A 20,958-nucleotide genomic window follows, 5' to 3' on the forward strand; every position below is an offset into this window, starting at 1 on the left:
ATGGGATCCTCGTTCCCCGAGCAACTTTCCGCTGTGCTCGACCGGCAGCGCCGGACGCCGGCCACGGCGTCGGCCACCGATCCGGGCCAGCGGGTCCGGCCCGTCCGCGCCATGATCGATCTGCTCGTGCAACACCACAAGCCGCTCACCGAGGCGGTCCACGCGGACTTCGACGGACAACTGCCGACGCACGTGGTCATGGACGACATCCTCACGTCCCTGACGGCACTGCACCGGGTCCGGGAGTCGTTGGAAGGCTGGGACAGCGCCGGTCGGCCCACCTACCGGATACCCGGACCGTCGGGGGCGCTGTGGCACTGCGGCCCGCATCACGACGCCGGGACGGTGGCCATCGTGGGAAGCCGCACCGCTCCCCTGTTCTCGCTCCTGGGACCGTGGGTCAGCGCGATCGGCACCGGTCACCGCGCCGTGCTGATGCCCGCCCACGGACTGCCGCGCACCGTGCGGGTGCTGTCGGACGCCGCCGCAGCCCTGCTCGACCCCGCCCACATCGCGGTGCTCGTCGGGATCGAGAACCACGACGACCAGATCACCGCCGACCGCTTCGACCACGTCGTGGTCACCGGCGAGCACCACGCGTCGCCCCCCGGCGGGACCGCGACGACCTCCTTGCTGCGTCCCGGCGCTGCGGGACCGGTGAATCCGCACCGGCGCACGTTCGCCGACGCGCTCGCGACGACGTACGCCGCACTGCTGCCCGCCGTCACCGACCACGCCGGTCTCGTCGTGACCGTCGCCGACCACCCGGGCAGCTGCCCGGTCCTGCGCTTCACCCGTCCCGGCGCGGCCTCTGCTCCGACCGATCCGCCGACCGATCAGTGGGACGAGGATCGAGCTCCGGGTGTCGACCGGTGGAGAATGCCGGCATGAGCAGTCCATTCGAGGATCGCCTCGAACTCGCGGACGTCGTCGCCCGGTACGCCCGTGCCGTCGACCGCCGTGAGCCGGCCGTGCTGCGTTCGCTCTTCACCGACGACGCCGAGTTCGTGCAGCCGCCCGGGCTGGTCCGTCGCGGGCACGACCCGGTACTCGCCGGCGCGGGACCGATCGCCGACGGCGTGCTCGCCGCGGTCGCGCACCTGCACTCCACGCGCCACGTCCTCGGCCAGCACGTGGTCGACCTCGACGGCGACCGTGCCCGCGGCGAGCTGTACTGCGAGGCGCACCACGTGTACCCGAGCGGTGAGGGGTACCGGGACTACGCGGTGTCCGTCCGCTACCGGGACGAGTACCGGCGCGGGCCCGGCGGCTGGCGCATCTCGCGCCGGGAACTGGTCGTCGATCTCACCGCCGACCGTGAAGTGACGTTGCTCCGATCCGAGTGAAGGGAAAATCTTCGTGACACAGACGGAACCGGCCCTGACCCTGAGCGCCGCGGAACAACTGCTGGCCGTCGAGGAGATCAAACGGCTCTTCGCCGCACGGCTGCGGGTGATGGACACCAAGCAGTGGGATCTGTACCCTACGCTGCACACCGAGGACGTGGTGAGCGAGACCTGGGGCGGCCTGCCCGAGGACACCCAGCCGCGCACCGGTGGGCAGTCCAATCGGGTGGTGGGCCGCGAACCGTTGCGTCGCGCCATCGAGAACCTGCTCGACGGAGGCACTCCGGTCACCAGTGCGCACCACGGTCACAATCCCGAGATCACCCTCACCGGTGACACCACCGCGACCGGCGTCTGGGCGATGGAGGACGAACTGTGGTGGACGAACGGGACCGTCGAGGAACACCTGCACGGCTGGGGCCACTACCACGAGCGGTACCGCAAGGTCGACGGTGTGTGGTTGATCAGCTACCGCAAGCTCACCCGGCTGCGGCAGGTGCACACGCCCGGCTTCTTCGACTTTCTGAAGCCGCTGTAGCCGCCGGCGTCACGGCCGCGACGAGCCGTGCTCACCGTGGAGGTGGGCACGCTCGCCGTCGTGGTCGAAGATCGTGAGAATCTCCACCGGGCCGTCGTGGGCACCGATGACGTGCGGGACCATCGTCGAGAACGCGGCGGCCTCCCCGGTCCGCACCAGCATCGTCCGCTCGCCCAGCTGCAGCCGGGCGATGCCGGAGAGCACGGTGAACCACTCGCGGCCCGGATGCACCGCCGCCGCACCGGTTCCGGTGGGCCGGTCGGGGGTGATCCGCATCTTCGCCACCGTCACGCCGTGCAGGGCACGTTCCCGGGACAGTAGCCACGTCGTCACGCCGGGCATGTGCTCGGGCTGCGGCCGGATCACCACGTCCTCGTCTTCGGCGGATTCGACGAGCTGATCGAGCGTGGTGCCCAGGGCCCGGGCGAGGGGCACCAGTTGATCGAGAGCGATCCGGCGGTTGCCGGTCTCGATGCGGCTCAGCGTCGACGGGCTGAGCCGGCAGCGGGCGGCCAGCGAATCGAGCGACCAGCCGCGGGCCAGGCGCAGGCTGCGGATGCGGCGGCGGATCACGGCGTCCAGATCTTGCGTCATACGCAAGATGGTATGCGTTCTCGGCACTACGCCCGCTACCGTGGGCGACATGGCGCACCACTCCCACTCTCCGGATCACCCGCACACGCATCACGAGGCCGGGCTGGCGGACCTCCTCGACCTCGACGCCGAGGTGCTCGGCGCGTATCTGGACGAGGTGACGGCGTGGGCCGAACCGTACGCCCCGGCCCGTCCCCGGCTGATCGCCGACGTGGGGGCAGGAACCGGAACCGGCAGCGTGGCCCTGGCCCGCCGATTCCCCGACGCGGAGATCGTCGCGATCGACCGGTCGGCATCGATGCTCGACCGCGTGCGCACCGCCGCTCGCGAACACGGTGTCGCCGAACGTATCCGGACCGTCCTGGCCGACCTGGACACCACCGGGATTCCGGTCGACGAGATCGACCTCGCATGGGCGGCGTCGTCGCTGCACGAGGTCGCCGACCCCGCCCGGGTGCTGCGCGACCTCCACACCGGCCTGACGTCCGGCGGACTGCTCGTCGTCGTCGAGATGGACGAACTGCCGCGCTTTCTGCCCGACGACACCGGACGGGACCGGCCCGGTCTCGAGGAGCGCTGCCTTCGGGCGCTCGAGGAGGCGGGGTGGAACGCCCATCCCGATTGGCAGGCCCATCTCGAGCGCGCCGGATTCGAGGCCGTCGGCCGGCGACGGTTCACGACGGAAGCCACTGCGGCGCACCCGAATACGGTGCGGTATGCGTCGACCTACCTGGCGCGCATCCGTGAGGCGCTCGACGATCGACTGGACAGGGACGACCTCGGCCGTCTCGATCGTCTGCTGTCACCCGGCAGCCCCGAACACCTGGCGCGGCGACCGGACCTGACGGTCCGCAGTGTCCGCACGGCGTGGGCTGCCCGGCGGCCCTGACCGACACCGTCCGGTTCGGACGGCGAACATTGCGCGACTACCTGCGTGGCCTGTCCCCGAAGGGCAGCACTCCCGCGACGTCCGCGATCTCGAAACCGAACAGCACGTCGTCACCCCGTCTGGCGGCGTGGACCTTGCGGATCCCGGTGGGCAACGGCGGCAACGGGACTCGCCGAGCCGCCACGACCGGCACGAGCAGACCGTAGCAGCGCAGGCGCAGCAACTCCACGTAGGCGACGTCGTCGACGACCGCCCCGTCCACGAGGGCGCTGACGTTCAGCCGACGATGATCGGCGCGGATGTCGTCCCCGTCGCTCAACCGCCACGGCGTGTCGAGGGAGTTGAACCAGTCCAGCACGACGGTGATCGGCGCGATGCCCTGCACGTCGAGACGCGCCGCGCTGATCCGGGTGGGCAGGCCCGGCACGATCCGCAGCCCGTGGGCGGTCACCGTCAGGCTGTCGATGCGCCGATCGTCCCAGTCGAGATCGTTCAGCCGGACACGGGCACGGAGATGCGCGCGGTCACGGCGGATCCGGACGCCGTCGACGACGGCACGCAGCGGCACTCCCTGCACGGTCTTCTCGATCGGACGGCCCGCGTACCGGAGGGCGAGGCCGCGGCCGAGGAGGTCGACGAGGGTGTCGGGAACCAGCGCGGTGACAGTGCCCGCGCCCAGTTCGGCGAGCGGCTGCATCCATGCACGTTCCACCCCGGCATGATGCCACCGCACCACCGGTCATGGCGGGACCATCGCTCTAGGCCGCCGCCTCCCGCAGCACCGTGACGAGCGTCGCGAGCCGGTCCGCGGCCCGGTCCGGATCGGGATGCAGCATGGTCAGCGGGACCATCACATCGGTGACTCCGACGGCGAGAAGCTCCTTCATCGCTCGCGCGGTCTCCGGCACGGCGATCTCGCCGCTCGTCTCGTGCACCACCTGCAGTCGCCCGCGAATCTGCAGGTCCTCGGGATCGCGCTCCTCCCCTTCGAGCGCGGCACGGAGCAGGTCGCGGCCCCGCTGCAGCTCGTCCGGTCCGGCACCCATGATGGGAATCCACCCGTCGCCCCACCGGGCGAGCCGGCGGATCACCGGCTTCGACAACGACCCCGAGACCCAGACCGGGATCCGCCGGTCCCCCGGGCGCGGCGAGCAGTACACGTCGGTGAAGGCGACGCTGGGGCGCTGCACCGAAGCCGGGGCGTGCGCCCACAGGGCCCGGCAGGCGGCGAGCGTGTCGTCGAGCAGCGGCCCACGATCGCGGAAGCTCAACCCGGCCGCCTCGTATTCCTTCTCCTGCCAGCCGGTTCCGACGCCGAGATCGAGCCGCCCACCCGACAGGTGGTCCAGGGTGGCCGCGGTCTTGGCGAGCACGGCCGCGCCCCGCAACGCCGCGATGATCACGCCGGTGCCGAGGCGGATCGTGCGGGTCCGGCCGGCGATCACCGCGAGGACGGTCATGGGTTCGAGCCACACGGCATCCGGTTCGGTGGCGAACGGTCCCCACGCGTAACCGGAGGTGTCGGCTCCCATCACGACGTGGTCGGTGACGTTGACCCGGTCCACCCCGCTCTCCTCCGCGCGGACCGCGACGTCCAGGAGGTGGGCGTAGTTGTCGCGGGCCAGCACGTCGCCGAAGTTGGGGAGATTGACGCTCAGGGTGGGAGAGTTCACGCGAAAGGTCCTTCGGGGGAGGGGTCAGGGCGCCAGGGGACGATTGGTCCACGACCCGTCTGGGCGGGCGAACCACCCGCCGGCCGCGTAGCTGCCGCCGTCGACGTGCAGCGTGGACCCCGTCATGTAGCGGGAGAGGTCGGACGCGAGGAACAGGGCCGGTCCAGCGACGTCCTCGGGCCGGCCCGGGCCGCCGAGCGGCGCCCAGCCCGGCCAGCGGTGCCGGTCCTCCTCGGGCACGAGCCGCTCGTACGGCACCTGCGGCGTCTCGATCAGGTCGGGTGCGATCGCGTTCACCCGGATGCCGTGCCGGCCGACCTCGACTGCGAGACTGCGGGTGAAGTGCCGCAGCCCGGCCTTGTACGTGCCGTACACGACGTGCCCGGGAATGCCCCGGTGTGCCTCGACCGTGGTGACGTTGACGACGGAACCGCCCCGCCCCCGGTCGATCATGCCGGGAAGGACGGCGCGGGTCATCCGCAGGGCGTGGTCGAGGTTGACGCGGGCGAGGGCTTCCCACTCGGACTCGTCGGCTTCCGCGAAGGGCGTCGCGGCGCGGAGGAAGTCGCCGACGTTGTTGACGAGCACGTCCGGGTAATGGCCGGCCGCCTCCGTCGCGACGGCCGGGTCCGCTGCGTCTCCGACGATCGGTACCGCGCCGGGGACTTCGGCGGCGAGCCGCTCGGCCGCCCGGCGATCGGTGTCGACGAGGACGACGTGGGCGCCGTGCTCGGCGAACAGCCGCACGACGGCCGCGCCGATGCCGTTCGCTCCTCCGGTGACGAGCGCGGTCCGTCCGGACAGCAAGGGATGCGACGGATTGTTCGAGGTCGGCACGGGGGTCATCGCCGCGACGGTAGCCGTCCCACCCCGCCGGCATCAGGCCGTTCCCGTTGGCCGGGAACGGCGCCGGGCTACCCCTGCGGACCGAAGGCCTGCGGTGGCACGCGCAGCCCGGTCTCCCGCCAGATCCGCGTCGCGTCGTAGTAGTGGTCGTGGCCGGCGAGATCGATGTGCCGCTCGGTCAGTCCCCGCTCCGCCGCGACGGCCACGGCCTCGTCGTACCCGAGACTGGTGCGGGGCAGGTCGAATCCGGCTTCGCGCGCGACGGCCGAGGCGAGTGCCCGCACACTCACCGGCTCGGGATGGGCGGCATGCAGGACAGCGCCACCGGGCCCGGGACGGGTACCGCGAACCGCGAGTGCCGCGATCAGGCGGCCGAGATCGCCGACCGAGATCACCGACAGCAGTGGACGACCGTCCTCGACCCATGCGCCGAGACGAGAGAGGATCTGCGCGATTCCGGGCACGAACCAGCGGTCTCCGGGTCCGTGGACGAAGGCGGCGCGCACCACGGTGCCCCCGTAGTCCCGCACGGCCAGCTCGGCCGCGAGCCGGCTCGCACTGAGCGCCGAGACCGGGTTCGGCTCGACGGCGTCCTCGGCGACCCCGCGGTGCGGGCCCGGGCCGTAGACCCCGATCGTGCTGACGTAGATCACGTGGGGCCGGTGCTGCCGGGTCGATGCCGCCAGCAGGTTCTCGGTCCCGGCACGGTTCACCTCGTCGCACGTCTGCGGGTCCGATCCGGTGTACGAGGCCGCGTGCACGATCACGTCGGCGGCGGCGATCACGGCGCCGAGGGACGACGGTTCGGTCAGGTCCGCCGCGATCCTCCGCGTTGCCGCGGCAGGCACGTCGTCGGGCCGTCGCGCGACGCCCGTGCAGGGCACGCCGGACTCCGCGAGCCCCGTCAGCACGGCGCCGCCGACGAAGCCGGTCGCGCCGATCACCGCGATCCGCGGGTGTCGCACCGAAGGTTCGTCACGGCGGCACTCCGTGGCGGCGGGTACCATTCGGCCGGGTGGGGGAAACCCGATGGGGTTCGTCACGATGCACCTCGTCGGAACACAGGGTGGGAACGGAGTGAGGACGGATGGCTCAGCAAGCGCGGGCGGTGGCTACCAGGCAGCAGATCGTCCTGGGCGCGGCAGAGAACTTCGAACGGTCGGGCTACGAGGGCGCAAGCCTGGGCGCGATCGTCGAGAGCTCGGGTATCACCAAGGGTGCGCTCTACTTCCACTTCCGGTCGAAGGACGAGCTCGCGCAGGTCGTGATCGAGGAGCAGCATCGCATCTCGATCGCCGCGGTCGAGGCCATCGCGAACCTCGACATTTCCGCGCTGGAGCAGATCGTGATGCTCTCGCACGAGATGGCGCGCCAGATGATCGACGAGCCGATCGTGCGGGCCGGAATCCGTCTGACCCTCGAACTCAGTGCCACCAACGGGCCCACCGGTCCGTACCTGGACTGGATAGCCGCCTGCGAAAAGCTCACCGAGCAGGCGATCGCCCAGGGCGACATCCTCGACACGATCGACGCGGCCATGCTGGCCCGGTTCGTGATCTCCGCCTACAACGGTGTCCAGCTCGTGTCCAACGTCCTCACCCACCGGCAGGATCTCGAGCAGCGCCTCGACGAGATGTGGATCCTGCTGCTGCCCGCCGTGATGCCCGCCGACCGCCACGGTGAGATCCCGCGGATCCGCGCGGCTCGCTGGACACCGCCGTCCGGCGACTGAACGACGGTCGCCGGCGGTCAGCATCGCGACCGGTCCGGTGCGAGCCGCACGACACCGCTCGCCAGTACCTCGCCCCACTGCTCGACGGTGGTGTGCACGGTCCAGGAATCGTGCGGATCGGTCCGCGCCACCACGTTTGCAGGCTCGTCCAGTTCGACGAACCGGTGGTAGGTGGCCTCGACGAGCGCGATGTCGGCGTGCGGGTAACCGCACGCGGCCCGGGCACTCTGGCGGAACGCTTCGAGGAGCAGCATTCCGGGGACGTGATCACTGGGATGGTCGAACAGCACGGGGTGCCGATCGTCGACCCGCAGGCGCCAGCGGTTCTCGGCGTACTGCGGACCGAGTACGACATCCACGGGCCGGGACTGGCCGACGACGCCAGGGGAAATCGGCGGAGGGCACACGGGATCCCCGATCCGGCGGGGGCCGGCGCCGTTCCAGCGCAGCCGCTGGTAGGCGTCCGGGGTGAGGACGTTGGCCACCCCCTCACCCGTACCCACCCGCTGTCCGTCGACGGTGAACACCACCGTGAGATCGAACTGGGAGAGCAACCCGCCGCGATGGACCGGGTCGTCGAGGGAGGCGTCGAGCACGACCTCTGCGGCTCCGGCCCCGATGGCCAGCGCGTCCACCGCCGCGTCCACCCGCAGGGTCTGCATGACGAACGGATGGCCGAGCGGCACACGATACTGAGTGTGCCCCAAGTAGATTGCCGTCTGGCGTAGAGTCTCGGCGATCAGCATGGCGTCGTAGCGACCGGTGTCGGTCCGGTAGAAGCCGTGCAGCCGCGGCCATTGCGCACCCAGAAGGAACCGATGGGCGACGCCGACGGACGTGCAGTCCGTCAGGAACACCTCCGACACCGATTGCCGATGGACGTACCGCCTGGGCACCGTCGACTCGAAACCGAGGACGGGACTGTTCCGGGGTACTGCGTCCGCATCCACGGTCATTGTCGCTTCTTTCATTGCAAACCGGCCGGACTGCTTTTATCGAGGGACTATAGACGACCGGGACGAATCGGGACACGCTCGAGTCCGGTAGCCGGCACGCCGGTGGCGAACAGCTTCCGTCCCCCGTCGATCGCTCGGATGAATTCTTCGAACTCGACAAACCGATCGACCGGTTTATGCTAATGTGTAGTGCAGTCGGGAAACAAAAAGGGTCGGTCATGGAGCACGCGGAGGGGTGTTCCCGATCGACCCGAAATCACAGCACCTCCGCGCCGCCGGGACTATACGAGGGGTAGTCCCAGCGGCGCGGAGGCGTGTCCGTACCCGCATCGTTTCTGTACCCGCATCGTTTCTGTACCCGCATCGTGTCTGTGCCCGCACCGACCCGGCCGGAACCTGGCGCTCTACTTGGTCGGGATCCGGCTCCGCGCTTCGGCGAGCTGGTCCTCGAGGCCGACGATACGGCACGCCGCGTCCACCGCCGTGCCGCTGTCGACCAGTTCCCGCACCCGCGCGACGATCCGGAGCTGGTTGCGGGAGTAGCGGCGGTGGCCCCCCTCGGAACGGTGCGGAACCACGAGGCCGGGGGCGTCGAGGCTGCGGAGGAAGGCGGGAGTGACGCCGAGCGCCGCAGCGGCGCGGCCCATGCTGAAGGCAGGGTAGTCGTCGTTGTCGAGTTCGTTGGTGACCGCGGGAGCGCGGTCGTCGGTGGGATCCACGTGCCCTTCGTTGCTACGAGAGGGAACCCCGGCACGTGCAGCGCCGGGGTTCGTGACGGTTATGACAATGCCGGCCTCGACCGGCACGAGGAAATGACATATACGAGTTCGCAATCCCGATGGATACGCATCACCAGCCTCTCGCTCTGCTCTCCGGTGGCGACGTGGTCGGCCTCCCAGAGTCCGCCCCGTCGCGTCGTCGGGGTGGAGCCGCAGAACCGAGTGCGGCTCCACCCCCCTCTGCAACTTCGCCGGCAACCCGTCGGTTGCCCCTCTTCCGGATCCTTCGCGTTGACGCCCTCGATGTTATCGGCCTCGCTACCGAAAGTCTACCGCTGCGACTGCAGGTTTTTCCGGCCGACGCGAGACCGCCCTCCGATCCTGTCGGACCGGTGCGGCACCATGAGCGCACCGCCGCCGAAAGGAACGCTCATGTCCGAGATCCTCGACCTGGCACCGGCCGCCCACGAGATGGCACGGCTCGTCGGCGCGCTCACGCACGAACAACTGGCGCGTCCCACCCCGTGCGCGGGCACCACCCTCGGAGACCTGGTGGATCACGTGGGCGGACTGTCCCTGGCGTTCACCGCCGCCGCGACGAAGGCTGTCGCCGACCACAGACCGTCTGCGGATGCCTCCCGACTCGGCGACGACTGGCACACCAGAATTCCCGCCCAGGTCCTCGCCCTCGCCGAGGCGTGGCACGACCCCGGCGCATGGACCGGAACCACCCGGGCCGGCGGCATCGACCTGCCCGGATACGTCGCGGGAATCGTGGCGCTCGACGAACTCGTGATCCACGGCTGGGACATCGCCACTGCCAGCGACCAGGAGTTCTCCTGCGATCCTGCCGCGCTGGCCGCGTGCCTGACGTTCGTCGCCGCGACCACCGACGAGGAGCGCGCAGCCGGCGGGCTCTTCGGGCCGGCCGTCGCGGTTCCCGACGACGCCCCGGACCTCGATCGCTTGATCGGGCTCAGCGGACGTGACCCGTCGTGGCGTCCACCCCACGACCGCCCGGAAGGGACCCCGCACGACGGTCCGGACTAGGCTCGGCGGGCGCACCGATCACCGTCCGCCCGCCGAGAAGGACACGTATCCCTTGCCCGACCGCTCCTTTCCCCGCCCGGAACTGCTGGCCGACTGCGCCGACTGCTTCGGATTGTGTTGCGTAGCTCTGCCGTTCGCCGCATCGTCGGACTTCGCGATCGACAAGGACGCGGGCCGGCCCTGCCCGAACCTGCAGGACGACTTCCGATGCGGCATCCACCGGGACCTGCGGGCCCGGGGCTTCACCGGATGCACCGTCTACGACTGCTTCGGTGCGGGGCAGAAGGTTTCACAGGTCACCTTCGGCGGGGAGGACTGGCGGCGCTCGCCGCAGCTGGCCCGGAAGATGTTCGACGTCTTCCCCGTCGTGCGCCAACTGCACGAGCTGCTGTGGTATCTCGACGAGGCGGCCGCACTGCCCACCTCCGGGCCGATCCGCGCGGACCTGCGCGCTGCGCGGGCCGCGACCGACCGGCTGAGCAACGGCGACGCCGACACCCTCGCCCGCCTCGACGTCGCGGCGCATCGGCAGCAGATCAACACCCTGCTGTTGCATGCGAGCGAACTCGCCCGGGCCGCCGTGCCCGGCCGCAGGAAGAACCGCCGCGGCGCGGACCTGGTCGGCGCGAGGCTCCGGCGGGCGAACCTGCACGGCGCGAATCTGCGGGGCGCCCTCCTCGTCGCCGCGGACCTGCGCGAGGCCGACCTGCGCCGCGCCGACCTCATCGGCGCCGACCTGAGGGACGCGGATCTGCGCGGCGCCGACCTCACCGGCAGCCTGTTCCTCGTCCAGTCCCAGCTCGACTCCGCGCGGGGCGACGGCCGTACCCGGCTGCCCGCCACAGTGACCACACCGAAGCACTGGTAGCGCAACGGGCGAATCGGGCCCGTTGCCGTCGAAAGCCCTCGATCCGGCCGCGATCGGGTGTGCAATAGGTGCCATGAACATCCCCGACCTCCTTCCCACAGACCGCCGCCGGATGGCTCGTGCTGCCGTCGATTCGCTGGGCACCCAGCGCAGTGACCACGCCCTCGTCCGCGTGAAGTGCCCCGCCAGCCACAACGTCGCCACCGTCTACCGCACCCCGGAGGGGCCGGTGCTCGTCGCCGGCGGTGGGCCGACGGCGCACGGCAATCGCGACCGCTCCGAGACCGCACACCACGGCGGCGCCCTCGGGTCCGAATTCGTCGACACCCTCGAGACGACGCAGTTCGAGGACGACGACGTGCCCGCGCGCTGCGCGTGCGGCCCGCACACCCTGTCGCGCCAGGACCTGCAGGACGCGGTCCGCTCGCACACCCGCACGGTCACCCTCGCCTGAGCCGACCCCGATGAGCACCGCCGACAGCGCGCGAGACGTCGAGCTCGAGCTTCGCGACGTGGCCCTGGCCGGCACCCTGACCGTTCCCGCCGGCTCGGACGGCCTGGTGATCTTCGTGCACGGTAGCGGCAGCAGCCGGTTCAGCCCGCGCAACCGGTACGTCGCCGGGGAACTGAACGCCGCCGGTCTGGGCACGCTGCTGTTCGACCTGCTGACGGCCGGCGAGGAGGGCGACCGCAATCTCGTCTTCGACATCGAGTTGCTCGCGGGCCGGCTCGGCGAAGTGACCGACCTCGTCCGCACGGAGGCCGGGTGGATCGGTTACTTCGGGGCCAGCACGGGTGCTGCCGCGGCGCTGTGGGCCGCCGCGGATCCGGACCGGGAGATCGCCGCCGTCGTCTCCCGGGGCGGGCGACCCGATCTCGCGATGCCCCGGCTCGGCCGGGTCCGCGCCCCCACGCTCATGCTCGTCGGCGGCCTGGACCGCACGGTGATCGAACTGAACCGGCAGGCCGCCGCGGCCATGCGGTGCGAACACGACCTGCGGATCGTGCGCGGGGCGACGCACCTGTTCGAGGAACCCGGCACGCTCGAGGTCGTGGCGCAGCAGGCGCGGGACTGGTTCCTCGACCACCATCCTTCGACCTGAGCGGCGCGCAACATACACGATGTCGGAAACCCGTGCAGCTGCGACGAATTCGGACATCGAAGACGGAATGCCCAGGGCCCGGCTCCGCGTCACCGGCCTGCGCTGGGTAAACACGGGTACGGTGGACACGACGACGCAGTCCTCGTACTGTGACGGAGGACACAAGAGCGGGTAGTTGCCGAACCGGCGGGGTACCCGAACGACAACGAGTTGACACACGCCCAGTGGCGACACCTCAGAGGCGGACAATTGACGATCGAAGCACACCGTGACATCCCTGCGGTACGACGCCTGACGGCACTCGACACCGCGCAGACCCTGCTCCGCGCCGCGCGGGGCCGCTCCTACAGCGAAGACCAGGCGTTCGACGAACTGCTCGACGCCTCGATGCGTTTCCACGTCGACATCGTCGACCTGTGCGAAGCCCTCACCGACCTGACCACCACTCCCGATACGGTTCCGGCGCACCGGCGCGCCCACACCGTCGCGACCGAACTGTGGGGTGCGCTGATCACCCGGCGGGCCACCACCGTCGAGAACTGATCACCTGACGCGGAAGCTGAGCGTGCGACGGACGAGGTCACCGACCTCGTCCGCCCACGCGAGAATGCCGAGCGTCGAGTCGATGTTCCCCGGGGGCGTCCGCACGAGGGTGTCCCTGCGGATCAACCGCTCGAAGTCCACCGTCACCGGATCGGGGCGTACGCCGCCGTTGGCGTGGTGGAACTGCACCCCTGCGCGACGCATCACGTTGATCAGTTCCTGCGCGAGGATCCCGTTCGCCACCGTCGTCGGGTGCACACCGTCGAGGGAGAACAGCCCGCCCGCGGCCCGACCGCCTCGGCCGTCGGCCGTCAGGAACCGCGAATCGGGTACGGGGTCGAGCGCGGCGAGCGCGGGTGGAAGCGGATAGGGCGTCCACCACGCCGGACGGGCACCGACGTCCGTGACGAAGCGCCGGGACGCGAGACGCTCGAGCAGACCGGCCACGTCCAGCAGATACCAGTCCCGTGCCGGCCCGTGTGCTCCGGCGCGCGCGTCGACCACTGCCTGCTCGATGTGCTCGTTGTAGAGGTCGATCGCGACGTCCACCGAGTACGCCCCGGCTCCCGTGATGTGCTCGTCCTGGGCGGGATCGAACCGGGACTCCTCGATCCACGGGCGGGTGTAGTACGGGAAGTAGGGCGAACCCGGTTCCATCTTGTGGCCGAGTCCCTTGGCGATCGGGGCGATGGTGACGTGGGGAATCGTGCACCACACGACGTGCCGCGCCCGGATCGCCGCCACCCGATCGACCACCTCCGCGAACTCGGACGCGAAGTGCCCTGGTCGCCAGATGGTGTAGGCGTCCTTCGCGGTGAGGTCACGGAAGTCGGGACCGCTCCACGCGATGCGCAGGTCCGTGACCGTCCCGAGCGCGTTGTTGGAGCCGAGGAAGACCACCAGCGTCTCGATCCCGGCTTCGGTCGTGTCGTCGTGGTCGTCGCCGAGGGCCGCGGCCGCGTCGAACACCGTCATCGCCTTCACGTCGTCGCTCCAGCGTGGATACACCCGCAACGCGGCCCGCTCGCCGTTGTTCTGCACGATCTGGTCGAGCAGGTCGTCCTTCGGCGTGGCGATCGCCGCCTCGCACGTCGCGGCGGTCTTGCTGAGGGCGTCGCGCAGGTCCCAGCCGAAGCAGGACAGGTTGTGCCGGTACGTCGCGGGCACCGGCGCGGCCAGACCGGGTCCGCGCTCCCAGTAGTCCTCCACCTCGTCCATCAGCGCACGCACGGCGAACAGCGCGAGGGGTGTCTCCCACACATTCACCGAGGACCCGAAGCGTCGCTCCAGGTCGCGCAGAAGCAGTTCGATGTTGAGCGGCAACCCGCCCGGGCCGGCGTAGCGAGGGTAGCGGAACCGGCGCAGCCAGCCGAGTTCGTAGGCGACGATCGCGGGTACCGAGACGTCGGTGTGGAAGACGGCGCCGCTCTGGAACCCCTGCAGCACCGAATCCCCGATCGCGACGAGCCGGTGCGGTGGGACTCCGCGGGCGTCGACCCGCACGTCGCGCCCGAGCGTGGGATCCGACACCGGCACCCGGGGGGCCGACGCCGCACGCCTCCGCACGTCTTCGGGGGTGCCGTCCGGGAGTTCGATCGGAGTCACCGGCATGTCGTCCTCCCCCGGGCCGCAGCTACGCCTGCTCCGAGCGTGAGCCGCGCGGGGTGGGTTGTCAACGGCACGGCCGGCGGCCAATCCTGTAGGGCATGGCCACCGACGAGGACTTCGCGCACACCGACGAGGCAGCCCGCAACCGTCGGGAAAAGGCGATCGTCCTCGCCCGGTTCGCGTGGAATCGCGGCATCACGGCGGAGGAGTTGCTGGCCCTGAGCGAGGACGTGCGCCGGAAGCTGGCACGGGCGGCCGGGGCGCACCCGCCGCGCACGATGGAGACGTGGACGCTCGTCGCTCGGCTGCTCGACGAGAAGTCGGCCTGGGCCGCGCAACACCCCGACCACCCCGCGGCCTCCCCCACCGCCGCGGACGAGAAGATCATGTGGGTGAAGAAGCCGCCCCGCCGGTGGCTGTGATCGGCCGGCGGGAGCCGCACGCGCCGTGCGCACCCCGTCGCTGTGGCGACCGAATGTCACACCGCTTCGATCACATCGAAGCGGTGTGACATTCGGTCACGGCGACGGGCACGGCCACCGGGCACCAGGGCCACCAGGGCCACCACTGGGCACCAGGGGTCAGCGGTCGGCGTCGTCCCAGATCCGCAGGACGGTCGAGAGGATGTCCTCGGACACGCCGAGACCGCCGAGGTGGCTCTCTCCCGGCAGGTGGTGGAAGTGGGCGTCGGGGAGCCGGCCCACCACGTGGAGGCCGTGTTCCATGGGGACGATGTGGTCGGTGTCGCCGTGCCACCACCGGACCGGCACCTTGACGTCCTCGAGGCGGAAGCCCCAGTCCCGCGTGAACACCACGACGTCGGCGAAGGGGGCGGCCATCTGCTTGCGGCTGCCGTTGAGCAGATCGTCGAGGAACATCGCCTTGAACTCGGGGCGGGCCAGCAACTGCCGGTCGGCCTCGGGAGAGAGCCGGCCGTACAGGTCGATGATCGGCGACGCGAACGGACGCACGACCCGGATGATCGAGGTCACGCCCATACCGATGGGGACACCCGCCACGGCGAGCAGCGGTGCGACCATCGTGCCGAGCCGCATCAGGCCGCTGCTGATCGCGTCGGGACCGACGACGGGTGCGACACCCCCGAGTACCGCGGCGGCCATGACGCGTTCGGGCATCGCGTGCGCCGCGGCGAGGGTGTAGGGCCCGCCACCGGAGAGTCCGACGACCGCCATCCGGTCCACCCCCAGGGTGTCCGCGACGATCTGCAGGTCGTCCGCGAAGGCGAGGACGTTCTCGTAGCGGTGCGGGCTCGACGAGCCGATGCCGGGGCGGTCGAGGCCGATGAGCCGGACGTGCTCGCGCTCAGCGTAGCGGCGTGCCTCGACGGGGATCTGCCGGCGCGCCCCGGGGGTGCCGTGCAGCCAGAACACGGCGCGGCCCTGGGCCGATCCGAACTCGGCGAATCCGATCCGGCGGTCGCCTCCGACCGCAACGGTGCCCTCCAGTTTGGGACGTTCGACGTCGATCATGATCGCCAGCATGCCACGTGACCGTGGCCACACGAGGCAGGTGTCCGTGACGACGCGTGCCGGACACCTCCGCTCAGCGCAGCGCGTCGATCAGTTCGCCGACGGTGTGCAGATTCGAGCGGATGCCGCAGCCGCCCTCCGGATTCAGCGAGTAGGTGCTGCGGCGGCCCACCCGGATGCGGGTGAGGTAGCCGCCGTCGACCGGATCGGCGAAGATCGTCTGCACGGAGCGCTCGGTGATCCCGATCCGTTGCGCGAGCTCGCGGACGGTGGAGTGTCCGCCCCGCGCGACACACAGCAGCACGTGCGCGTGGTTGGTCAGGAACGTCCAGCCCCGGGGGTGGTCCTCGCTGTCGGTGAGTGACGGGCGGGCGGAGGAGTTCACCCGCACCACAGGGCACCACGATTTCCGGTATCGCTCTTCGTGTACGCCAACCCCGCCTCTTGACAAGTAACCAGAAATACTCTTCACTAATTTAAGTTCGCGAAAGGGAGTATCCCTCCGCGCTTCGTCGTCAACTCGGGCGCCGTTCACCGGCTCCCCGGCGGAGCGGGCTCACCGGAGCCGGGAAAGACTTTCGGCCGTTTCGAGGCTGAAGGGTGGTCCCGATGACCGTTCCGTTGTGGTTGTGGGCGGCGGTGCTCGCCGCGATCGTGGCGATGCTCGCCGTGGATCTGTTCGCGCACCGGCGTGCTCACGTGATCGGCGTGCGCGAGGCCGCGGGCTGGTCGGTGTTCTGGGTCGGCACCGGTGTCGGATTCGGTGCGCTGATCTGGTGGCAGTACGGCGCGGAGTTCGGCCAGCAGTACTTCTCCGGCTACCTGATCGAGAAGTCGCTGGCCGTCGACAACGTCTTCGTCTGGGCGATCATCCTGACGTACTTCGCCGTGCCGCGCGAGTACCAGCACCGGGTCCTGTTCCTGGGTGTACTCGGCGCCCTGGTGTTCCGCGGCCTGTTCATCGCGGCGGGATCGGTGCTCATCGCGAGCTTCGGCTGGATCCTCTACCTGTTCGCGGCGTTCCTGCTCTACACCGGCTACCGGATGATCCGGCAGCGCGACGAGCACCTCGATCCCGAGAAGTCCCGGGCGCTGCGGCTGTTCCGCCGCTACGTGCCGATGACGGACGCGTACCACGGACAGAAGTTCCTCGTCCGCCGCGGCGGCGCCCTGCTCGCCACCCCGCTGCTCGCGGTGCTCGTCCTCATCGAGATCACCGACATCATCTTCGCGGTCGACTCGATCCCCGCCATCTTCGCGGTCACGGACGAACCGTTCCTCGTCTTCACCGCCAACGCATTCGCGGTGCTCGGACTGCGGGCGATGTACTTCCTGCTCGCCGACCTGATCCACCGCTTCGTGTACCTGAAGATCGGGCTGGCGCTGGTGCTGGTGTGGGTCGGCATCAAGATGCTGCTCAAGATCGACGTGTTCTACATCCCGACGCCGATCTCGCTGGGTGTCGTCGCCACGATCCTGACCGTGTCGATCGTCGCCAGCCTGCGCGCCACGCGCGGCCAGGGCCGTCGCAGCCTCGAGGCGCCCACGACGCCGCCGTTCCGGGTGGCCACGGCCGAGGAGACCGCGGCGCTCGAACCCGTGTGGCGGATGCCGGGCACGCGACGGCGGGCAGAGCGGGCCGAACGCGACGACAGCCTCAGCGGTGGGCGGTGAATGCGTACTGGCGGGTCGCGGCCTCGACGATCTGATCGGGGGTCACGTCGATCTCGCCGCCGAGCCAGGCGGTCGTGAGTTCGGCGAGACCCCCGACGAACAGGAGCGCGGCGATCTGGTCGTGGGGCGGCTGCAACGCGCGGTCGCCCCACAGCTCGTGGGATTCGGCGGCGACGAGGCCGGCGAACTGGCGCAGCAGTTCCCGGCGACGGACGCGCACGGGCTCGGATCCCGTGGACTCGACGACGGCGACCCGGCCCTTGCGCGGATCGTCGGTGAGGACCGCGACGAACGCGGCGATGGCGGCGCGGGCGCGCTCCTCCGGCCCGCGCTCGGACTCGGCGAGTGCGGCCAGCGCGCGCTCCCGGATCTCGTCGGCGATCCGCTCGACGACGCACACGAGCAGTTCGTCCCGGCCGGAGAAGCTCTCGTAGAAGTACCGTTCGGTGAGCCCGGCCTCCTGGCAGATCGCGGTCATGGTGGCACGGTCCCCACCCTCGCGGCCGAACACCGTCAGACCGGCCTCGAGCAACTGCTCACGGCGGTCGGCCGTGCGCTGCTCGGCACTCTTTCCGCGGTACTGACGACTGGGCCGGTCCATAGTCGAATCTTGACAGATCGCCGTCTGTGATCCACGCTACAGTCAATTGACAGAGCTTCATGTCAGATACGGTCCGACGAATCGAGAGACCTCATGACGAAAGTGCTCGCGCCCTCCCCGCCCGGTCTGACCGCCGTTCCCGGGGACGCCGGCCTGCCGTACGTCGGGTACGCCCTCGACTACATGCGCAACCCGCTGAAGGCCTACGACCGGCGCTACCGCGAACACGGGCCGGTGTCCTGGTTCCGGTTCGCGGGCCGGCCCTGGGTGGTGCTGCTCGGCCCCGACGCCTGCGGCGCCGCGCTGCAGAACCGCGACCGGGCACTCGCGAACGGTCCGGGCTGGCGCACCCTCATCGGCCCGTTCTTCGACCGCGGCCTGATGCTGCTCGACGGCGACGAGCACCGCACGCACCGCCGGATCATGCAACAGGCCTTCACCCGGGACCGCCTCGCGCGTTACACGGACTCGATGCAGCCCGCGATCGCCCGGGCCCTCGACTCGTGGACACCGAGCGAGGACTTCCGCGCCTACCCGGCGCTCAAGGAACTCACCCTCGGGCTCGCCACCTCGATCTTCATGGGCGGCGCCGAGGGTTCGTCGGCCGCGGAGATGGCCGAGGTGAACAAGGCCTTCATCGGATGCGTGCAGGCGGCCACGGCGATCGTGCGCTACCCCCTGCCCGGAACCCGCTGGCGCCGTGGCGTGGTGGGCCGTCGCCGGCTCGAGGAGTTCTTCCGGCGCTACCTTCCGGCGCGGCGCGCCGGCGACGGCGACGACCTGTTCACCGCACTGTGTCACGTGGAATCGGAGGACGGCGAACGGTTCTCGGACGAGGACGTCGTCAACCACATGATCTTCCTGATGATGGCCGCGCACGACACCTCGACCATCACGCTGTCCACCGTGCTGCAGTACCTCGGCCAGTTCCCGCAGTGGCAGCAACTGTGCCGGGAGGAGTCGGAGGCGCTCGGTACGACCACCCCGACCCTGGCGGACCTGGAATCCCTCACCAGCCTGGACCTGGTGATCAAGGAATGCCAGCGGCTCGTGACGCCGGTGCCCGGCATAGTCCGGTACACCACCGCTGACACCGACATCCTCGGCCACTTCGTGCCGCGCGGCACCCTGATCAACGTCGGACTGCACTACAGCCACCACATGTCCGAGTTGTGGCCGGAACCGGAGAAGTTCGATCCCGGGCGCTTCGCCCCGGAACGCCGCGAGGACCGAGTGCACAAGTTCGCGTGGACGCCGTTCGGCGCCGGAGAGCACCGCTGCCTGGGTATGTACTTCTCCGGCGCCGAGATCAAGACGGTACTGCACCACCTGCTGCTCGGGTACAGCTGGCATGTGCCGTCCGATTACGTTGCCCCACTGAACTTCACATCGTTGCCGTACCCGTCCGACGGGCAGCCGATCGCGCTGCGCCGGCGGCGGTGACCGGACGGCCGTGACTCGGACTGCGGTGACTCGGACTGTAGGGCTCAGACGCGGCCCTTGACCATCCCGTGCCAGTACATCGCCGGCAGGCCGTAGCGCTTGAGCAACCACATGTCGCGGCGGTCCTTGGTGGTGTCGATGACGGGAATGGTCGGGGACGGTTCGAGCTCGTAGTCGAACTCCGCGAGCATCATCCGGTCCCGGGCGGTGACGAACGGGCACGACGAGTACCCGTCGTAGCTCTTGCGCTTGCCGACCCCGCGCATCTCGGCGACGAGGTTGGCGACGAGGACGGGCGCCTGCTTGCGCACGGCGGCGCCGGTCTTCGACGTCGGCAGGTCCGCGACGTCGCCGAGTGCGAAGACGTTGGGGTACCGGCGGTGCTGGAGGGTGTGCTTGTCGACCTCGACGTAACCGAAGGGGCTCGCCGGGTTGGCGAGCGGGCTCGCTGCGACCCAGCCGGGCGCGCGCTGCGGGGGCACGGCGTGGAGCATGTCGAAGTCGAGAATCTCCTCGGCTCCGGTGGCGTTGTTCACGATCGTCGCCTTGTGCGACGGTCCGTCGAGCGCGGTCATCTCCGAGCTCAGCCGGACCTCGATGCCGTACCTCGCGGCGACCCCCTCGAGGGTCTGCCGCCAGGACGCGATGCCGAACATGGAGTCGCCGGGCAGGACGAGAACCACCCGGATCTTGTCGAGCAGGCCCTGCCGTCGCCAGTAGTCGGAGGCGATGTAGGCGATCTTCTGCGGCGCGCCGGCACACTTGATCGGCCCCGCCGGCTGGGTGAAGATCGCTGTGCCGGAGCGCATGTTGCGGATCAGTTCCCATGTGTAGGGGGCGTACCGCGGGGAATAGTTGCTCGAGACGGCACCGTGCCCGACGGCGTCGGCGAGGCCCGGCACGCCGTCCCAGTCGAGCTGCAGGCCGGTGGCGAGGACCAGGTAGTCGTAGCCGACGACGGACCCGCGATCGGTCGTGACGGTCTGCGCGTCGGGGTCGACGGCGGTCGCGGCGGCGCGGATCCACCGGACGCCCTCGGGGATCAGTTTCTCCTCGGCTCGGCGGGTCTCGTCCAGCGAGGCCTGTCCCCCACCGACGAGCGTCCACAGCGGCTGATACCAGTGGTCGTCGGAGGGCTCGATCACCGCGATGTCGGTGACTCCGGCCCGGCGCAGGCGTGCTGCGGTCGCGATGCCGGCCGTGCCTCCCCCGACGACGAGTACTCGATGTCGCGCGGCACCTGAATGGAGCGACATGTGAACAGTCCTTTCCGTCCGTGACGCAG

24 protein-coding genes and 1 pseudogene are annotated in these 20,958 nt (G+C 70.2%); 13 read left to right on the top strand and 12 right to left on the bottom strand.

Going from position 1 to position 20,958, the window contains the following annotated elements:
- Genes ACM26Y_RS21320 through ACM26Y_RS21330 form a run of 3 tightly spaced genes read left to right on the top strand, consistent with a single transcriptional unit; the run spans position 1 to position 1,884 of the window.
- A complete protein-coding gene (locus tag ACM26Y_RS21320) occupies positions 1-891 on the top strand; it encodes a hypothetical protein (RefSeq protein ID WP_003939172.1) in 891 nt (296 codons plus the stop codon).
- Positions 888-1,346, top strand: coding sequence for a nuclear transport factor 2 family protein (locus ACM26Y_RS21325; protein ID WP_416061884.1), 459 nt, complete (start codon positions 888-890; stop codon positions 1,344-1,346). The genes ACM26Y_RS21320 and ACM26Y_RS21325 overlap by 4 nt, the downstream gene beginning before the upstream one ends.
- Positions 1,347-1,359: 13 nt before the next feature.
- Positions 1,360-1,884, top strand: coding sequence for a nuclear transport factor 2 family protein (locus ACM26Y_RS21330; protein ID WP_416061885.1), 525 nt, complete (start codon positions 1,360-1,362; stop codon positions 1,882-1,884).
- Positions 1,885-1,893: 9 nt separating this feature from the next.
- Here ACM26Y_RS21330 and ACM26Y_RS21335 read toward each other — a convergent pair whose 3' ends face one another.
- Positions 1,894-2,478 carry a helix-turn-helix domain-containing protein gene (locus ACM26Y_RS21335; protein ID WP_416061886.1) on the bottom strand — a complete coding sequence of 195 codons (585 nt, stop codon included), beginning with the start codon at positions 2,476-2,478 and terminating at the stop codon, positions 1,894-1,896.
- Positions 2,479-2,527: 49 nt separating this feature from the next.
- On the opposite strand from ACM26Y_RS21335, the gene ACM26Y_RS21340 reads away from it, so the two are divergent.
- Complete coding sequence (locus ACM26Y_RS21340; RefSeq protein WP_416061887.1) at positions 2,528-3,367, top strand: class I SAM-dependent methyltransferase; 840 nt, start codon at positions 2,528-2,530, stop codon at positions 3,365-3,367.
- Between the two features lie 37 nt (positions 3,368-3,404).
- Here the strand turns inward: ACM26Y_RS21340 and ACM26Y_RS21345 are convergent, their stop codons facing one another.
- The 4 genes from ACM26Y_RS21345 to ACM26Y_RS21360 form a co-directional block, all read right to left on the bottom strand.
- Positions 3,405-4,079 carry a hypothetical protein gene (locus tag ACM26Y_RS21345; protein WP_416061888.1) on the bottom strand — a complete coding sequence of 225 codons (675 nt, stop codon included), beginning with the start codon at positions 4,077-4,079 and terminating at the stop codon, positions 3,405-3,407.
- A gap of 46 nt (positions 4,080-4,125) precedes the next feature.
- Entirely contained in the window at positions 4,126-5,040 is a 915-nt protein-coding gene (locus ACM26Y_RS21350; RefSeq protein ID WP_416061889.1) for a TIGR03619 family F420-dependent LLM class oxidoreductase, read from the bottom strand.
- A gap of 24 nt (positions 5,041-5,064) precedes the next feature.
- Positions 5,065-5,886: an SDR family NAD(P)-dependent oxidoreductase gene (locus ACM26Y_RS21355; RefSeq protein WP_416061890.1), complete on the bottom strand. Its 822-nt coding sequence runs from the start codon at positions 5,884-5,886 to the stop codon at positions 5,065-5,067.
- Positions 5,887-5,954: 68 nt separating this feature from the next.
- Positions 5,955-6,893: an NAD-dependent epimerase/dehydratase family protein gene (locus tag ACM26Y_RS21360; RefSeq protein WP_416063725.1), complete on the bottom strand. Its 939-nt coding sequence runs from the start codon at positions 6,891-6,893 to the stop codon at positions 5,955-5,957.
- 80 nt (positions 6,894-6,973) lie between these two features.
- On the opposite strand from ACM26Y_RS21360, the gene ACM26Y_RS21365 reads away from it, so the two are divergent.
- Positions 6,974-7,618, top strand: coding sequence for a ScbR family autoregulator-binding transcription factor (locus ACM26Y_RS21365; protein ID WP_040784311.1), 645 nt, complete (start codon positions 6,974-6,976; stop codon positions 7,616-7,618).
- A 17-nt stretch (positions 7,619-7,635) separates the two neighbouring features.
- Here the strand turns inward: ACM26Y_RS21365 and ACM26Y_RS21370 are convergent, their stop codons facing one another.
- Complete coding sequence (locus tag ACM26Y_RS21370; protein WP_416061891.1) at positions 7,636-8,574, bottom strand: ScbA/BarX family gamma-butyrolactone biosynthesis protein; 939 nt, start codon at positions 8,572-8,574, stop codon at positions 7,636-7,638.
- Positions 8,575-8,978: 404 nt separating this feature from the next.
- On the bottom strand, positions 8,979-9,293 hold the full coding sequence (locus ACM26Y_RS21375) for a MerR family transcriptional regulator (protein WP_003939185.1): 315 nt from the start codon (positions 9,291-9,293) through the stop codon (positions 8,979-8,981).
- A gap of 432 nt (positions 9,294-9,725) precedes the next feature.
- On the opposite strand from ACM26Y_RS21375, the gene ACM26Y_RS21380 reads away from it, so the two are divergent.
- The 5 genes from ACM26Y_RS21380 (at position 9,726) to ACM26Y_RS21400 (ending at position 12,857) form a co-directional block, all read left to right on the top strand.
- Positions 9,726-10,343, top strand: a complete 618-nt coding sequence (locus ACM26Y_RS21380; protein WP_416061892.1) for a TIGR03086 family metal-binding protein — start codon at positions 9,726-9,728, stop codon at positions 10,341-10,343.
- Positions 10,344-10,425: 82 nt separating this feature from the next.
- Positions 10,426-11,211: a pentapeptide repeat-containing protein gene (locus ACM26Y_RS21385; protein WP_416063726.1), complete on the top strand. Its 786-nt coding sequence runs from the start codon at positions 10,426-10,428 to the stop codon at positions 11,209-11,211.
- 73 nt (positions 11,212-11,284) lie between these two features.
- Complete coding sequence (locus tag ACM26Y_RS21390) at positions 11,285-11,665, top strand: hypothetical protein (RefSeq protein WP_416061893.1); 381 nt, start codon at positions 11,285-11,287, stop codon at positions 11,663-11,665.
- Positions 11,666-11,675: 10 nt separating this feature from the next.
- Positions 11,676-12,314, top strand: coding sequence for a dienelactone hydrolase family protein (locus ACM26Y_RS21395; protein ID WP_003939189.1), 639 nt, complete (start codon positions 11,676-11,678; stop codon positions 12,312-12,314).
- Positions 12,315-12,563: 249 nt separating this feature from the next.
- Positions 12,564-12,857, top strand: coding sequence for an ANTAR domain-containing protein (locus tag ACM26Y_RS21400; protein ID WP_054371325.1), 294 nt, complete (start codon positions 12,564-12,566; stop codon positions 12,855-12,857).
- Here the strand turns inward: ACM26Y_RS21400 and ACM26Y_RS21405 are convergent, their stop codons facing one another.
- A complete protein-coding gene (locus tag ACM26Y_RS21405; protein ID WP_416061894.1) occupies positions 12,858-14,468 on the bottom strand; it encodes a hypothetical protein in 1,611 nt (536 codons plus the stop codon).
- A gap of 95 nt (positions 14,469-14,563) precedes the next feature.
- Here ACM26Y_RS21405 and ACM26Y_RS21410 point away from each other — a divergent pair, with 95 nt between their 5' ends.
- A complete protein-coding gene (locus ACM26Y_RS21410) occupies positions 14,564-14,887 on the top strand; it encodes a hypothetical protein (RefSeq protein ID WP_003939192.1) in 324 nt (107 codons plus the stop codon).
- Positions 14,888-15,046: 159 nt separating this feature from the next.
- On the opposite strand, the gene ACM26Y_RS21415 is transcribed toward ACM26Y_RS21410, so the two are convergent.
- Entirely contained in the window at positions 15,047-15,967 is a 921-nt protein-coding gene (locus ACM26Y_RS21415) for an alpha/beta fold hydrolase (RefSeq protein ID WP_371382183.1), read from the bottom strand.
- Positions 15,968-16,028: 61 nt separating this feature from the next.
- A pseudogene (locus ACM26Y_RS21420) lies at positions 16,029-16,346 on the bottom strand (helix-turn-helix transcriptional regulator).
- 218 nt (positions 16,347-16,564) lie between these two features.
- Here ACM26Y_RS21420 and ACM26Y_RS21425 point away from each other — a divergent pair.
- Positions 16,565-17,629, top strand: a complete 1,065-nt coding sequence (locus ACM26Y_RS21425; protein ID WP_054371328.1) for a TerC family protein — start codon at positions 16,565-16,567, stop codon at positions 17,627-17,629.
- Here the strand turns inward: ACM26Y_RS21425 and ACM26Y_RS21430 are convergent.
- On the bottom strand, positions 17,613-18,230 hold the full coding sequence (locus ACM26Y_RS21430; RefSeq protein WP_003939196.1) for a TetR/AcrR family transcriptional regulator: 618 nt from the start codon (positions 18,228-18,230) through the stop codon (positions 17,613-17,615). The genes ACM26Y_RS21425 and ACM26Y_RS21430 overlap by 17 nt on opposite strands.
- 93 nt (positions 18,231-18,323) lie before the next feature.
- Here ACM26Y_RS21430 and ACM26Y_RS21435 point away from each other — a divergent pair, with 93 nt between their 5' ends.
- Positions 18,324-19,673: a cytochrome P450 gene (locus tag ACM26Y_RS21435; RefSeq protein WP_003939197.1), complete on the top strand. Its 1,350-nt coding sequence runs from the start codon at positions 18,324-18,326 to the stop codon at positions 19,671-19,673.
- A 44-nt stretch (positions 19,674-19,717) separates the two neighbouring features.
- Here ACM26Y_RS21435 and ACM26Y_RS21440 read toward each other — a convergent pair whose 3' ends face one another.
- Positions 19,718-20,929: an FAD/NAD(P)-binding oxidoreductase gene (locus ACM26Y_RS21440; RefSeq protein ID WP_289381314.1), complete on the bottom strand. Its 1,212-nt coding sequence runs from the start codon at positions 20,927-20,929 to the stop codon at positions 19,718-19,720.
- Positions 20,930-20,958 lie beyond the last annotated feature (29 nt).

Source organism: Rhodococcus indonesiensis, from assembly GCF_047782815.1.
Classification (GTDB): Bacteria; Actinomycetota; Actinomycetes; order Mycobacteriales; family Mycobacteriaceae; genus Rhodococcus; species Rhodococcus indonesiensis.

What these genes read in the sequence shown, in the direction of transcription:
- ACM26Y_RS21320 (WP_003939172.1), top strand. Translation starts at nt 1, where the DNA reads ATGGGATCCTCGTTCCCCGAGCAACTTTCCGCTGTGCTCGACCGGCAG.
- ACM26Y_RS21325 (WP_416061884.1), top strand. Translation starts at nt 888, where the DNA reads ATGAGCAGTCCATTCGAGGATCGCCTCGAACTCGCGGACGTCGTCGCC.
- ACM26Y_RS21335 (WP_416061886.1), bottom strand. Translation starts at nt 2,478, where the DNA reads ATGACGCAAGATCTGGACGCCGTGATCCGCCGCCGCATCCGCAGCCTG.
- ACM26Y_RS21340 (WP_416061887.1), top strand. Translation starts at nt 2,528, where the DNA reads ATGGCGCACCACTCCCACTCTCCGGATCACCCGCACACGCATCACGAG.
- ACM26Y_RS21355 (WP_416061890.1), bottom strand. Translation starts at nt 5,886, where the DNA reads ATGACCCCCGTGCCGACCTCGAACAATCCGTCGCATCCCTTGCTGTCC.
- ACM26Y_RS21360 (WP_416063725.1), bottom strand. Translation starts at nt 6,893, where the DNA reads ATGGTACCCGCCGCCACGGAGTGCCGCCGTGACGAACCTTCGGTGCGA.
- ACM26Y_RS21365 (WP_040784311.1), top strand. Translation starts at nt 6,974, where the DNA reads ATGGCTCAGCAAGCGCGGGCGGTGGCTACCAGGCAGCAGATCGTCCTG.
- ACM26Y_RS21370 (WP_416061891.1), bottom strand. Translation starts at nt 8,574, where the DNA reads ATGACCGTGGATGCGGACGCAGTACCCCGGAACAGTCCCGTCCTCGGT.
- ACM26Y_RS21380 (WP_416061892.1), top strand. Translation starts at nt 9,726, where the DNA reads ATGTCCGAGATCCTCGACCTGGCACCGGCCGCCCACGAGATGGCACGG.
- ACM26Y_RS21390 (WP_416061893.1), top strand. Translation starts at nt 11,285, where the DNA reads ATGAACATCCCCGACCTCCTTCCCACAGACCGCCGCCGGATGGCTCGT.
- ACM26Y_RS21395 (WP_003939189.1), top strand. Translation starts at nt 11,676, where the DNA reads ATGAGCACCGCCGACAGCGCGCGAGACGTCGAGCTCGAGCTTCGCGAC.
- ACM26Y_RS21405 (WP_416061894.1), bottom strand. Translation starts at nt 14,468, where the DNA reads ATGCCGGTGACTCCGATCGAACTCCCGGACGGCACCCCCGAAGACGTG.
- ACM26Y_RS21410 (WP_003939192.1), top strand. Translation starts at nt 14,564, where the DNA reads ATGGCCACCGACGAGGACTTCGCGCACACCGACGAGGCAGCCCGCAAC.
- ACM26Y_RS21415 (WP_371382183.1), bottom strand. Translation starts at nt 15,967, where the DNA reads ATGCTGGCGATCATGATCGACGTCGAACGTCCCAAACTGGAGGGCACC.
- ACM26Y_RS21425 (WP_054371328.1), top strand. Translation starts at nt 16,565, where the DNA reads ATGACCGTTCCGTTGTGGTTGTGGGCGGCGGTGCTCGCCGCGATCGTG.
- ACM26Y_RS21430 (WP_003939196.1), bottom strand. Translation starts at nt 18,230, where the DNA reads ATGGACCGGCCCAGTCGTCAGTACCGCGGAAAGAGTGCCGAGCAGCGC.
- ACM26Y_RS21435 (WP_003939197.1), top strand. Translation starts at nt 18,324, where the DNA reads ATGACGAAAGTGCTCGCGCCCTCCCCGCCCGGTCTGACCGCCGTTCCC.
- ACM26Y_RS21440 (WP_289381314.1), bottom strand. Translation starts at nt 20,929, where the DNA reads ATGTCGCTCCATTCAGGTGCCGCGCGACATCGAGTACTCGTCGTCGGG.